Consider the following 12015-nt stretch of genomic DNA (forward strand, 5'->3'; position numbering starts at 1 on the left):
CCTCCGTACGACCGCCTCGCGCCGCCGACCGGCCCGGGGCAGCACGGCCACGACGATGATGGTCCGAGGAGAGATTGACGTATGACCGAGGCAGCGACTCGGCACACACCGGGCACGCCCTGCTGGACGAGTCTCATGGTGCACGGCCTTGCCGCGACACAGGACTTCTATCACGCCCTGTTCGGCTGGGAGTTCACACCCGGCCCACAACAGCTGGGCGCATACGTCCGGGCGGTCCAGGGCGGACGGCCGGTCGCCGGGTTGAGCGAGCTGCCTCCGGAACGCCACCTGCCGGTGGCCTGGATGACCTATCTGGCGTCCGGCGACGCCGATGAGACCGCGGAGATGATCCGCGCCTGCGGCGGCACCGTGGCGGTGGGCCCGCTGGACGCGGACGAGTCCGGCCGGATGCTGATCGCCGCCGATCCGGAGGGCGCGGTGTTCGGGGTGTGGCAGGAGGGCGGGTACGCCGAGACGAGCGAGTCCGGGGCCCCCGGCACCCCGGTGTGGCACGAATTGATGACCCGTGACTCCACCGGGGTCACGAAGTTCTACCAGATGGTCTTCGGCTACCAGCCGGAGCCGGCGGCCTCGCCCGGCTCCGGCTGCCGGACGCTGCGTCTGGACGGCCGGCCGGCGTGCGCGATCCAGAGCGTGGGCGACGCCCTGCCACGTGGCCGCGGACCGTACTGGATGACGCACTTCGCGGTGGCGGACGTGGACGAGGCGATGCGCCGGGTGACCTCGTCGGGCGGCCGGGTGGTGCGGCCGCCGTCGGACAGCAGCGCCGGGCGCACGGCCACGGTGGCCGACCCGGAGGGGGCCGCCTTCACCGTCGTCCAGACCGGTGGCCGATGACGGCGCGGCCGGGCACGGCCTAGGAAGCCGGCGGACCGGAGGGCGAGTCGACCGGCAGTACGTCGGGTGACAGGGCGGCGGCGTGCGCTCCGGCAGCGGTCATCCGGCGCCGGTGGTGGCGGCGGCACAGCACCTCGTAACCGACCTCCCCCTCCGCCTGGTTGACATCCCCGACGACGACCTGGGCGCCCTCGACGACCATCCGGCCGCCGACGGTACGGGCGTTGTGCGTCGCCCGCGCGCCGCACCAGCACAACGCCTCGACCTGCAGCACCTCCACCCGGTCGGCGAGCTCGACCAGGCGCTGTGAGCCCGGGAAGAGCTTGCTGCGGAAGTCGGTGGTGATGCCGAAGGCGAAGACGTCCACGCCCAGGTCGTCCACGACGCGGGCGAGTTGGTCGATCTGGAGCGGGGAGAGGAACTGCGCCTCGTCCACGATCACGTAGTCGGCGCGGCCCCCGGCCGTCAGCGTCGCGACCACATAGGCGTAGAAGTCGAGGTCCTCGGCCACCTCGACCGCCTCGGTGACCAGCCCGAGCCGCGAGGAGAGCTTGCCCTCCCCCGCCCGGTCGTTCCGGGTGTAGATCATCCCCTGGAGCCCGCGCGCCGAGCGGTTGTGCTCGATCTGCAGAGCGAGGGTGCTCTTTCCGCAGTCCATGGTTCCGGAGAAGAACACCAGCTCGGGCATGGGGAGGGCAGGACCTTTCGGACGGCGGGAGCGTGGGAGCGAGGGCTCAGGAGCGTACTTCGAGGAGCGGCACCAGCTGCTCGACCGGGGTCATCGAACCGTGCAGCCCGACCATCGTGGACTCCTTCGGCTCGGTCTCCGAGGCGACGATCGCGACATCCTGGCACGCGGCGGCCACCACATCGCCGATCCGCCCGTACACCCGGTCGTCCACGCCCTTGCCGCCACCGTCGCCCCCTCCGGGCGGCCCGAACCAGCCCGCCTCGATGGCCTCGTCACGGCTCGCCACCCACATCCGCTCCCCCAGCACCTCACGCCATACGGCCAGCACATCGCCGGCGGCACCGGGGACCGCGTACACATGCCGGGCGCGGCCCTCGCCGCCCAGCAGCCTGACGCCCGCCCGCAGCTCCCAGTCCTCGTCGAAGTCGATGCGCGACTCGGGGTCGAAGGGAATGTCGATCATGCCGTGGTCGGCGGTGACGTAGAGCGCGGCGCGGGGCGGGAGTTGCTCGGCGAGCCGCTGGGCCAGCCGGTCGACGTAGCGCAGTTGGTCACGCCACTCCTCGGAGTCCACGCCGAAGCGATGACCCTTGCCGTCCACTTCGCTGTAGTACGTGTAGACGAGCGAGCGGTCCGCGGCGCCGAGCTGCTCGGCCGCGAGATCCATCCGCTCCTCGCCGGAGAGCCTGCCGTGGAAGGTGCCACCGCTCAGCGCGATCTTGGTGAGCGGGGTCTCCTCGAAGGTGGGGGCGGAGACCTGGCAGGTGTGCACGCCCGCGGCATCCGCCCGCTGGAAGACGGTCGGATACGGCTGCCAGGCGTGCGGATCCGTCCAGGGCTGCCAGCGCAGCTGGTTCATCAGCGCACCGGTGGCGGGATCGATCACCGTATAGCCGGGCAGGCCGTGGGCTCCGGGCGGCAGGCCCGTGCCGACAGAGGCGAGCGAGGTCGCGGTGGTGGACGGGAAGCCCGCGGTCAGCGGCGCCCCCGTGCCGTTCAGCGAGCTGGACAGCAGCGAGGTGAGAAAGGGCGCCTCGGCGGGGTGGGCGCGCAGCAGCTCCCAGCCGAGGCCGTCGACCAGGAAGACGCAGACCCGGTCGGCGGGCGCGAGGGCCAGCCCGGAGGAGAGCCCCGGGACCTCCTGGCCCGCGGCGACGGCGGGCAGCAGATCGGCGAGCGACCCGGTGCCGTAGCGCGGCACGGGGGCGGAGCGGGGGTCGAGCGGGGTGGGCTCGGGCCAGAGCGAGCCGGCGGCTGCGATGGGGCCGGTGGTGGAGCCGGACATCAGCGGCCGGTGTCCGGCGTGGCCACGGTGGCCTCGGAGAGCGCCTGGGCGAAGGCGAGGGTCTGGCGGACGCTGTCGGGTCCGTCGCCCGCCTCGCTGACGCGCAGGCTCAGGTCGTCGGCGGTGGAGGACCCGGTGTATCCGTGGTCGGCCTCGCAGTTGGGGTCGCCGCAGGCGGCGGGCTCCAGGTCGAGGCGGTTGACCGCGCCCCAGCCGATGGTGAGCACGACCTCGCGGGGCAGGGTGCCCGGGGTGTACGACTCGGGGTTGGCGACGACCCGGCTGAGCACGACCGAGGAGATCCGCTGGAGCTTCACCGACTCGGTGGAGGTGGTGGCGTACGGCGACGGGGAGGTACCGTCCGCGGCCTGCTCGTCGGTGTGGCTGACGATGAAGCGATTGCCGGTGAGGACGAGGACCGTGACATGGCGGCGGACCTCATTGGCGTCGAAGGTGGTCTCCTGGTGGACCAGGTACGACACGATGGGCTCACCGCCCACGGCGGCCTCCACCGCCTCGGCAACGAGTGCCGGGTAATAGCCGCTGCGCTCGATCGCCGCGCGCAGCCCCTGGGTCGTCGTACCGGTCTTCGCCATGTGCACCATCCTACGGGCCCGTACCGACACGGGCGCCCATGCCCACCACGGTCCGGACGGGCCGGCGGACGCCCTCAGTAGGCGGGCAAGTGGCGCGGGCCCAGGTCGGTGCGCACGGGCGCCCATGCCCACCACGGTCCGGACGGGCCGGCGGACGCCCTCAGTAGGCGGGCAAGTGGCGCGGGCCCAGGTCGGTGCGCACGGGCGGCGGCGCGAGGCGCGCGGACGCGCCGAGCACGGACAGGCCGCGCTGGGCGACGACGACCGGTTCGAGGTCGATGGCGACCACCTCGGGATGGTCGTCCACCAGCCGGGACACCCTCAGCAGCAGCTCTTCGAGGGCCGCGGTGTCGACGGGCTTGGAGCCCCGCCAGCCGAAGAGGAGCGGCGCGGTCCGGATGGACCGGATCAGCCCGGCGGCGTCGCGGTCGGTGGCGGGAACGAGGCGATGGGCGGTGTCACCGAGCAGCTCGGAGGGGGCGCCGGCCAGCCCGAAGGAGAGCACGGCCCCGGCGGCGGGGTCTATGGCGGCCCGTACGACGGTGTCGATGCCGCGCGGCGCCATCCGCTGCACGACGAGCCCCAGCTCCTCGGGCGGGCCGAGGTAGTCCGTCAACTCGGCATGGGCGCGGCGCAGTTCCGCCTCGCCGCCGAGGTCGAGCCGTACGCCGCCCAGGTCGGTGCGGTGGCGCAGATGGGGGGCGGTGGGCTTGAGCGCGACCGGGAAGCCGAGCCGCCCGGCGGCCCGCACGGCGGTGTCCGGGTCGGGCGCCGGGAGAGCGGGCAGCACATCGACGCCGTAGCGGGCGAGGAGGCGCTGGGTGTCGGCGGCCGAGAGCTCGACGCCGGCCTCCTCCACCCCGGCCTCGCCGGGGATCCCGTCCGGGGCCGTGGGCTCCGGGCGCGGGACGCCGTCGGCCGGGGCGAGCAGCACCTCGATATCGGCGGCGGCCCCGGCCTCGTCGATGTCGTCGTACTCCGGCACCCGTCCGGGCTCGGCCGCCTCCCGCCGCCAGCGCGCGTACCGCACGGCCTCGGCGAGAGCCCGTACGGCCCGCTCGGCGGCGGGGTACGCGGGAATGCGAGGGGTCCCCGGGGCGACCTCATCGCGCGGGCCGGCCAGGGCCGCCGCGAGCTCCGGTATTTCCAGATGGACCACCGCCACCGGCTTGGCCGCACCCGGCACGGGGGCCTCGGCCGCCGCCTCTCGCACCGCCGCGGCGAGGTCGGCCGCGCGGGTGTCGCCGACCCAGGGGATGGCGGTCACGATGACGGCGTCGCACGCCTCGTCGGCGAGTGCTTCGGTGAGGGCACCCCGGAAGTCCCCGGGCGTGGCGGCCGTGGTGAGGTCGCGGGGCGGCAGCGGGCGCAGTCCCTCGGTGAGACAGGCGTCGTAGGTGAGCAGGCAGAGGGACTCGGAGTTGCCGAGTACGGCGACGCGCGAGCCGGCCGGGAGCGGCTGGGAGGCGAGCAGGACCCCGGCGTCGGCCAGCTCGGTGACGGTGTCGACGCGGATGACGCCCGCCTGTCGCAGCAGGTCGGAGACGGTGGCATCGGGGATCCGGGTGGTGGGCACGGCGTGGCCGGGCGGGGCACTGCCGCGGTGGCGGCCGCCCTTGACGACGACCACCGGTTTGACGGCGGCGGTGCGCTTGGCGAGCCGGGTGAACTTCCGGGGGTTGCCGATGGATTCGAGGTACATGAGGGCGACATCGGTCTGCGGATCGTCGTACCAGTACTGCAGAAGGTCGTTCCCGGAGACGTCGGCGCGGTTCCCGACCGAGACGAAGGTGGAGATCCCCGCGATTCCGGCGAGGCTCGACAGCCCCGCGCCGCCCCGGTTCAGCCCGGACAGCAGCGCGATGCCGATGGCCCCGGACTGGGTGAACAGGCCGAGCCGGCCGGGGTTCGGCAGCTGGGGCGAGAGGGAGGCGTTCAGCCGGACGCCCTCGGCGGTGTTGATGACGCCGAAGGCATTGGGCCCGATGACGCGCATGCCGTAGGTCCGCGCCTGACGGACGAGGTCGCGCTGGCGGGCGCGGCCGCCCGGCCCGCTCTCGGCGTACCCGGCGGAGAGGACGACGAGCCCCTGGACGCCGTGCTCACCGCAGTCGGCGACGACGGCGGGGACCTGCCCGGCGGGGACGGCGACGACGGCCAGGTCGACGGGTTCCTCGACCGTGTCCAGGGAGCGGTGGGCCGGGACGCCCTCGGGCTCCAGCAGCGTACGGCCCTCGGGGAAGGCGTGGTTGACGGCGTACGTACGCCCCGTGAAGCCGCCGTCGAGAAGGTTGCGCAGCACGGTGCGGCCGACGCCGCCCGGGGCGCGGCCGGCGCCGATGACGGCGACGGAGCCGGGGGCCAGCAGCCGCTGGACGGACCGGGCCTCGGCCCGCTGCTCGCGGGCGCGCATGACGGCCAGGGAGCGGTCGGTGGGTTCCAGGTCGAATTCGAGGCGGACGACCCCGTCCTCGAAGCTGCGCTGCTGGGTGTAGCCCGCGTCCGTGAACACCTTGATCATTTTGGTGTTGGCGGGCAGCACCTCGGCGGCGAAACGGCGGATGTCGCGCTCGCGGGCGACGGCGGCGACGTGTTCGAGGAGGGCGGAGGCGACGCCGCGGCCCTGATGGTCGTCCTGGACGAGAAAGGCGACCTCGGCCTCGTCGGCGGGTGCCGTGGCCGACCGGCCGTTGCCGTCGATGCGGTCGTAGCGGACGGTCGCGATGAACTCGTCCCCCACGATGGCCGCCAGGCCCACCCGGTCGACGTAGTCGTGGTGAGTGAAGCGGTGCACATCCCGGTCGGAGAGGCGGGGGTAGGGCGCGAAGAAGCGGTAGTACTTCGACTCGTCCGAGACGTGTTCGTAGAAGCTGACCAGCCGCTGCGCGTCCTCGGGGGTGATGGGCCGGATCTGGGCGGTGCCGCCGTCCCTGAGCACCACGTCGGCTTCCCAGTGGGTCGGGTAGGCGTGGTGGTCCTGGGTCCGCATGCGGCCCAGCGTACGGGCCTGGTACAGGAGGTCCGAATGGTGGACACCCTTGCGTTGGGCGCGGCTGTCGGGGGAAGGTCCGTATCGGGCCGGCCCGGGCATGCCCGGGCCCACTCGGACATGGACCGGATGCATACGGACACCGTATGATTTTGGTCTAGACAACAGCACCCGTCACACCTGAAGGGCATCACCATGGCTGAGCGCCGCGTCACCATCGGCTGGGCCGAGGGCCTGCACGCCCGCCCTGCGTCGATCTTCGTCCGGGCTGCCACCGCCGCGGGCATCCCCATCACGATCGCCAAGGCCGACGGCACCCCGGTCAACGCCGCCTCCATGCTGGCCGTGCTCGGCCTGGGCGCTCAGGGCGGTGAGGAGGTCGTCCTCACGTCCGAGGCCGAGGACGCCGAGGTCGCGCTCGACCGTCTGGCGAAGCTGGTGGCGGAGGGTCTGGAGGAGCTTCCCGAGACCGTCTGATTTCCCCGAATCCGCATTCGGGGCGACGGGGCCGCGGTGACCATTCCGGTCACCGCGGCCCCGTCGCTTTTCTCATTCCGGACGGACCCGGCGACGGAGACCGAAGCCGCGATAACGCGCCGGGAATTCCCCCCACCGTTGTATACGGGACCGCTGTTAATTCCGGCCGCTTCCCGTGTTGACGGAATGTTTCGAAGTGCTCACCGGAACCGGGCGGCGCCGGAATTCCGACAGCGCGCGCTCGGTGTGCGCCGTGGCGAGCGCCCGGGCCCGCTCCGCGTCGCCCCGCGCGACCGCGTCCACCAGCGCGCCGCGCTCCGCCCAGGACTCGATGGCCCGCGCCCGCGGATCGGGGCGCCCGGCGCCGCCCGGCGCCGGGGGCGGCACGGTCTGCCGGGCCGGATCGACCGCGTACACCCACGCGGTCTTGCGCCGCAGCTGGACCAGCAGCGCGGCCAGGCTCGGGTTGCCGGACGCCTGGGCGAGCGTCTCGTGGAACCAGTCACCCAGCGGCCGCACCTCGCTGAACTGGCCGAGCCGGGCCCGCTCCTGGCCGAGCCGGACCAGACCGCGCAACACCCTCAGATGGGCCTCGGTGCGGCGCTGGGCGGCGCGGGCGGCGCCCAGCGGCTCCAGCAGCGCGCGGATGTCCAGCAGATCGGCCGCCTCGCGCTCCGAGGGCTGCGCGACGCACGCGCCCGCGTGGCGCCGGGTCGTCACAAAGCCCTCGGACTCCAGGGTGCGCAGCGCCTCGCGGACGGGCACCCGCGAGACGCCGTAGCGCCGGGCGAGAAGTTCCTCCGTGAGTCGGCTTCCGGGCGGGTACGTTCCGGAGACGATGTCGTCGCGGATCGCCGTGCACACCGCGTGCGCCGAAATCCGCCGGCCGCCCTGGATCGCGGTCGTATCCCCGCTCACGTGACGACCCGCATTGTCGCACCTCCGCCTTAATGCCCGCGAAACGCACCTGATTGACGCTCGTTCGACGACTCTATTCCAAGCTGCCAGAATTGCCGATGGCAGAAGGCATTTCATGGATATTTTTTGGTCAGCGCGCGGCAGGCATGCCGAAGGCCCCGTCCGGGCCGGACGGGGCCTTCACGCGATGTCGACGGTCAGACGCTGACGCCGTGCGAGCGCAGATACGCCACGGGGTCCATGTCCGAGCCGTAGTCCGGGCTGGTGCGGGCCTCGAAGTGCAGATGCGGGCCGGTGACGTTGCCGGTGGCGCCCGACAGGCCGATCTGCTGCCCGGGGGTGACCTTCTGGCCGACCGAGACGCCGATCGACGAGAGGTGGCCGTACTGGGTGTACGTGCCGTCGTTCATCTTGATGACGATGTTGTTGCCGTAGCTGCCGCCCCAGCCCGCCTCGACGACCTCGCCGGAGCCGACGGCGTGCACCGAGGTGCCGGAAGCGGCGTGGAAGTCGATGCCGGTGTGGCTGCCGGAGGACCACAGCCCGCTGGACGCCTGGTAGGCGGTGGAGACGTAGGAGCCCGAGATCGGCGCCATGAAGGTGTTGAGGCGCTTGCGCTCGGCCTCGCGGGCCGCGCGCACCTTGGCCTCGCGCTCCACCTTGGCCTTCTTCGCCGCCGCCTCCGCCTTCCTGGTGGCCTCCTGGCGCGCGATGGCCTCGGCCCGCGCCTTGGCCGCGGCCTGCTGGGCCGCGGTCTCCTGGGCCTGCGCCTGGTCCTCGATGTCGTCGGCGAGCCCGTCGCCGATCACGATCGCCTGGCGCAGACCGGTGTCCTGGGGAGCGGGGCCCTCGTCGGACGCGGCGAAGGCCGGTCCGGCTATCCCGGCGACGACGCCCGAGGCGACCGTCGTGATACCCAGGAAGTTCGCTCCGGTGCGGACGGTGGCCCTGTGGGAGCGGCGGTGCCTCCCGGTGGCACTGGTGGACGCCATGGTCAGGCGTACTCCTTTCCTTCCTTCTCGCCTACCGGGTTAGCTGACGGGTTCGGAGCAGGAAGGTCTCCTACGGGCCCCTCCCCCGGCCGGGGAAGGCGTCCGATTCACCCCTGGGGATCGGGCCCCTCCTGCGACGAAGTCGGCGCAGGAAGACGGGTCCCCGGCTCCCCTGGCTCGCGCCGTACGGGGACTCGGCGATGACTGTCCGTGCCGCGGGTGCGGCGTGCAACTGGCGAACAGCCGCACTGACGCTAGACGGGCCGTGATTCGATCACCAAACAGATCCGGGTTTTTGTTGCTCTCACCACAAACCAAACACATAACCTCGCCATGAAACGGGCATGCGAAAGGGCCCTGGCGCCGCACACGACGCCAGGGCCCTTCCCCCTGGTGGCTCGTCGGACCTGTCGGCCAACTCCGCGCGGCTCAGCCGGAGATGACGCGCACCTCGCCGATGCCCAGCGCCTTGACCGGCTCCGCGATCACCGAGGCGTCCCCGACCAGCACCGTGACCAACCGGTCCGCGGGGAAGGCGCTCACCACCGCCGCGGTCGCCTCCACCGTCCCGGCCTCCGCCAGGCGGGCGTACAACTGCGCCTGGAAGTCGTCCGGAAGGTGCTGCTCGACCTGATCGGCGAGGGTGCCCGCGACGGCCGCGGCCGTCTCGTACTTCAGCGGGGCGACACCGACGAGGTTCTGCACGGCGACATCGCGCTCGGCGTCGGTCAGACCCTCCTCCTTCAGCGTGCGCAGCACCTTCCAGAGGTCGTCCAGCGCGGGTCCGGTGACCTCGGTGGCCACCGAGCCGCTGATCGCCAGCATCGCGGCGCCCGTGGACCCGCCGGTGGGCGACGGGGGCGAGGAGCGCAGCACCTGGCCGAAGGCGCGCACCCCGTAGGTGTAGCCCTTCTCCTCGCGCAGCACCCGGTCGAGCCGGGAGGTGAGGGTGCCGCCCAGGCAGTACGTGCCCAGCACCTGCGCCGGCCAGATCCGGTCGTGGCGGTCGGCGCCGATACGGCCGATGAGCAGTTGGGTCTGCACCGCGCCCGGCCGGTCGACGATCACCACACGGCCGGTGTCGTCGGCGATGATCGGGGGCATGGGGCGTGGCGCGGCCGTGCCGCCCTTCCAGGCGCCGAGGGTGTCGGCGAGCGCCTTGTCGAGGTCCACGCCGCTGAGGTCGCCGACCACGACGGCGGTCGCCGTCGAGGGCCGGAAATGCGCGTCGTAGAAGGCCCGTACGGCCGCGGCGTCGATGCGCTCGATGGTCTCCTGGGTGCCCTGGCGCGGCCGGGACATCCGGGACTCGGCCGGGAACAGCTCCTTGGCCAGGGCCATCGAGGCGCGGCGGGCCGGGTTGGCCAGCTCGTGCGGGATCTCGTCCAGCCGGTTGCGCACCAGCCGCTCGACCTCGCCCTCGGGGAAGGCGGGGGCGCGCAGCGCGTCGGCGAGCAGGCCGAGCGCCTTCCGCAGCCGGGAGGCCGGGACCTCCAGCGAGACGCGGACGCCGGGGTGGTCGGCGTGTGCGTCCACCGTGGCGCCGCAGCGCTCGAGCTCGGCGGCGAATTCCTCGGCGGTGTGCTTGTCGGTGCCCTCGGACAGGGCACGCGCCATGATCGTGGCGACGCCGTCGAGCCCGTCCGGCTCGGCGTCGAGCGGGGCGTCCAGATTGATCTCGACGGCGACGACCTGCTGGCCGGGGCGGTGGCAGCGCAGCACGGTGAGGCCGTTGGACAGCTCACCGCGCTCGGGGGCCGGGAAGGCCCACGGCTTGGGGGCACCACCCTGCGGCTGGGGGTGGAACGTCATGGTCGCGGTGACGGCGTCGCTCACTGGGCCGCCTCCCCTTCTGCGTCGGTGTCGTCGGCTTCGGCGGCGTCGTCGGCGTCCTCGGCGCCTTGCACGGGCTCGTAGACCAGGACGGCGCGGTTGTCGGGGCGCAGCCGCGCCGCGGCCACGGCCCGCACCTCCTCGGAGGTGATGTCGAGCACTCGCTCCACGGCGGTCAGGGCCAGCTGGGGGTCGCCGAACAGCACGGCGAACCGGCACAGCTCGTCGGCCCGGCCGCCGACCGTGGCCAGCCGATCCAGCCATTCGCGCTCGACCTGGGCCTGGGCGCGCTCCATCTCCTGCGGGGTCGGGCCCTCCTCGGCGAAGCGGGCCAGCTCCTCGTCGACGGCGGCCTCGATGGCGGGCACCTCGACGCCGCCGGAGGTCTTCACGTCCAGCCAGCCGAGCGAGGGCGCGCCCGCCAGCCGCAGCAGCCCGAATCCGGCGGCCACGGCGGTGCGGTCGTGGCGCACCAGGCGGTTGTGCAGCCGGGAGGACTCCCCGCCGCCGAGGACGGTCAGCGCCAGGTCGGCGGCGTCGGCCTCCCGGGTGCCGTCATGCGGCAGCCGGTAGGCGGCCATCAGGGCGCGGGCCGGGACCTCCTCCTCCAAGACCTCGCGCAGCTGCCCGCCGATCACCTCAGGCAGCGTGCCGTCACGGGGCGGCCGCTTTGCGTCGTGGGCGGGGATGGAGCCGAAGTACTTCTCGACCCAGGCGAGCGTCTGCTCGGGGTCGATGTCGCCGACGATCGACAGGACGGCGTTGTTCGGCGCGTAGTAGGTGCGGAAGAACTCCCGCGCGTCCTCCAGCGAGGCGGCGTCGAGGTCGGCCATCGAGCCGATCGGGGTGTGGTGGTACGGGTGGCCCTCGGGGTAGGCCATGGCGACGAGCTTCTCGAAGGCCGTGCCGTACGGGACGTTGTCGTACCGCTGGCGGCGCTCGTTCTTGACGACGTCCCGCTGGTTCTCCAGGCTCTCCTCGTCCAGCGCGGTCAGGAGGGACCCCATCCGGTCCGCCTCCAGCCACAGGGCGAGCTCCACCTGGTGGGCGGGCATGGTCTCGAAGTAGTTGGTGCGCTCGAAGCTGGTGGTGCCGTTGAGCGAGCCGCCGGCCCCCTGCACCAGCTCGAAGTGGCCGTTGCCCGTCACCTGCGCCGAACCCTGGAACATCAAGTGCTCGAAGAGGTGGGCCAGCCCCGTGCGCCCCTCGACTTCGTGGCGCGAGCCGACGTCGTACCAGAGGCAGACCGCGGCGACCGGGGTCAGATGGTCCTCGGAGAGCACCACGCGCAAGCCGTTGGCCAGGCGGTGCTCGGTCGCTTTCAGGCCGCCGGAACCGGCCTGTTGCGTGGCCGTGTGACCCATGGGCATGTACGT

The 12015-nt window shown here is 72.9% G+C and carries 10 protein-coding genes and 1 riboswitch; of the genes, 2 read left to right on the forward strand and 8 right to left on the reverse strand.

Annotation, left to right across the window (positions count from 1 at the left end):
- Positions 1-81 precede the first annotated feature (81 nt).
- The gene (locus tag ABZU99_RS25605; protein ID WP_355949134.1) at positions 82-858 is read left to right on the forward strand and encodes a VOC family protein; all 777 of its coding nucleotides are present in this window, start codon (positions 82-84) and stop codon (positions 856-858) included.
- Between the two features lie 19 nt (positions 859-877).
- On the opposite strand, the gene ABZU99_RS25610 is transcribed toward ABZU99_RS25605, so the two are convergent.
- The 4 genes from ABZU99_RS25610 to ABZU99_RS25625 all read right to left on the reverse strand — a co-directional run bounded on the left by ABZU99_RS25610 (position 878) and on the right by ABZU99_RS25625 (position 6419).
- On the reverse strand, positions 878-1546 hold the full coding sequence (locus ABZU99_RS25610) for a thymidine kinase (protein WP_355949136.1): 669 nt from the start codon (positions 1544-1546) through the stop codon (positions 878-880).
- Positions 1547-1592: 46 nt separating this feature from the next.
- Positions 1593-2834, reverse strand: coding sequence for a nucleotide pyrophosphatase/phosphodiesterase family protein (locus ABZU99_RS25615; RefSeq protein WP_356048827.1), 1242 nt, complete (start codon positions 2832-2834; stop codon positions 1593-1595).
- Positions 2834-3430 (reverse strand): DUF5998 family protein, encoded by a 597-nt coding sequence (locus tag ABZU99_RS25620; RefSeq protein WP_355949141.1) that lies wholly within the window; start codon positions 3428-3430, stop codon positions 2834-2836. The genes ABZU99_RS25615 and ABZU99_RS25620 overlap by 1 nt, the downstream gene beginning before the upstream one ends.
- 160 nt (positions 3431-3590) lie before the next feature.
- Entirely contained in the window at positions 3591-6419 is a 2829-nt protein-coding gene (locus tag ABZU99_RS25625) for a GNAT family N-acetyltransferase (protein ID WP_356048830.1), read from the reverse strand.
- 195 nt (positions 6420-6614) lie between these two features.
- On the opposite strand from ABZU99_RS25625, the gene ABZU99_RS25630 reads away from it, so the two are divergent.
- Positions 6615-6896: an HPr family phosphocarrier protein gene (locus ABZU99_RS25630; protein WP_356048832.1), complete on the forward strand. Its 282-nt coding sequence runs from the start codon at positions 6615-6617 to the stop codon at positions 6894-6896.
- 156 nt (positions 6897-7052) lie between these two features.
- On the opposite strand, the gene ABZU99_RS25635 is transcribed toward ABZU99_RS25630, so the two are convergent.
- The 4 genes from ABZU99_RS25635 to ABZU99_RS25650 all read right to left on the reverse strand — a co-directional run bounded on the left by ABZU99_RS25635 (position 7053) and on the right by ABZU99_RS25650 (position 12003).
- Complete coding sequence (locus tag ABZU99_RS25635) at positions 7053-7814, reverse strand: GntR family transcriptional regulator (RefSeq protein ID WP_356048834.1); 762 nt, start codon at positions 7812-7814, stop codon at positions 7053-7055.
- 197 nt (positions 7815-8011) lie between these two features.
- Positions 8012-8806, reverse strand: coding sequence for a M23 family metallopeptidase (locus tag ABZU99_RS25640; RefSeq protein WP_355949149.1), 795 nt, complete (start codon positions 8804-8806; stop codon positions 8012-8014).
- 14 nt (positions 8807-8820) lie between these two features.
- Positions 8821-9016, reverse strand: a riboswitch (cyclic di-AMP (ydaO/yuaA leader).
- A gap of 219 nt (positions 9017-9235) precedes the next feature.
- Positions 9236-10618 (reverse strand): pitrilysin family protein, encoded by a 1383-nt coding sequence (locus ABZU99_RS25645; protein WP_355949223.1) that lies wholly within the window; start codon positions 10616-10618, stop codon positions 9236-9238.
- A 20-nt stretch (positions 10619-10638) separates the two neighbouring features.
- Positions 10639-12003, reverse strand: coding sequence for a pitrilysin family protein (locus tag ABZU99_RS25650; protein WP_356048836.1), 1365 nt, complete (start codon positions 12001-12003; stop codon positions 10639-10641).
- Between the last annotated feature and the right edge of the window lie 12 nt (positions 12004-12015).

The sequence above is a fragment of the Streptomyces sp. NPDC005266 genome, assembly GCF_040607655.1.
Lineage (GTDB): Bacteria > Actinomycetota > Actinomycetes > Streptomycetales > Streptomycetaceae > Streptomyces.

Excerpts from the sequence above, each read along its gene's own strand:
- ABZU99_RS25605 (WP_355949134.1), top strand. The coding sequence starts at position 82 with ATGACCGAGGCAGCGACTCGGCACACACCGGGCACGCCCTGCTGGACG.
- ABZU99_RS25610 (WP_355949136.1), bottom strand. The coding sequence starts at position 1,546 with ATGCCCGAGCTGGTGTTCTTCTCCGGAACCATGGACTGCGGAAAGAGC.
- ABZU99_RS25615 (WP_356048827.1), bottom strand. The coding sequence starts at position 2,834 with ATGTCCGGCTCCACCACCGGCCCCATCGCAGCCGCCGGCTCGCTCTGG.
- ABZU99_RS25620 (WP_355949141.1), bottom strand. The coding sequence starts at position 3,430 with ATGGCGAAGACCGGTACGACGACCCAGGGGCTGCGCGCGGCGATCGAG.
- ABZU99_RS25625 (WP_356048830.1), bottom strand. The coding sequence starts at position 6,419 with ATGCGGACCCAGGACCACCACGCCTACCCGACCCACTGGGAAGCCGAC.
- ABZU99_RS25630 (WP_356048832.1), top strand. The coding sequence starts at position 6,615 with ATGGCTGAGCGCCGCGTCACCATCGGCTGGGCCGAGGGCCTGCACGCC.
- ABZU99_RS25640 (WP_355949149.1), bottom strand. The coding sequence starts at position 8,806 with ATGGCGTCCACCAGTGCCACCGGGAGGCACCGCCGCTCCCACAGGGCC.
- ABZU99_RS25645 (WP_355949223.1), bottom strand. The coding sequence starts at position 10,618 with ATGACGTTCCACCCCCAGCCGCAGGGTGGTGCCCCCAAGCCGTGGGCC.
- ABZU99_RS25650 (WP_356048836.1), bottom strand. The coding sequence starts at position 12,003 with ATGGGTCACACGGCCACGCAACAGGCCGGTTCCGGCGGCCTGAAAGCG.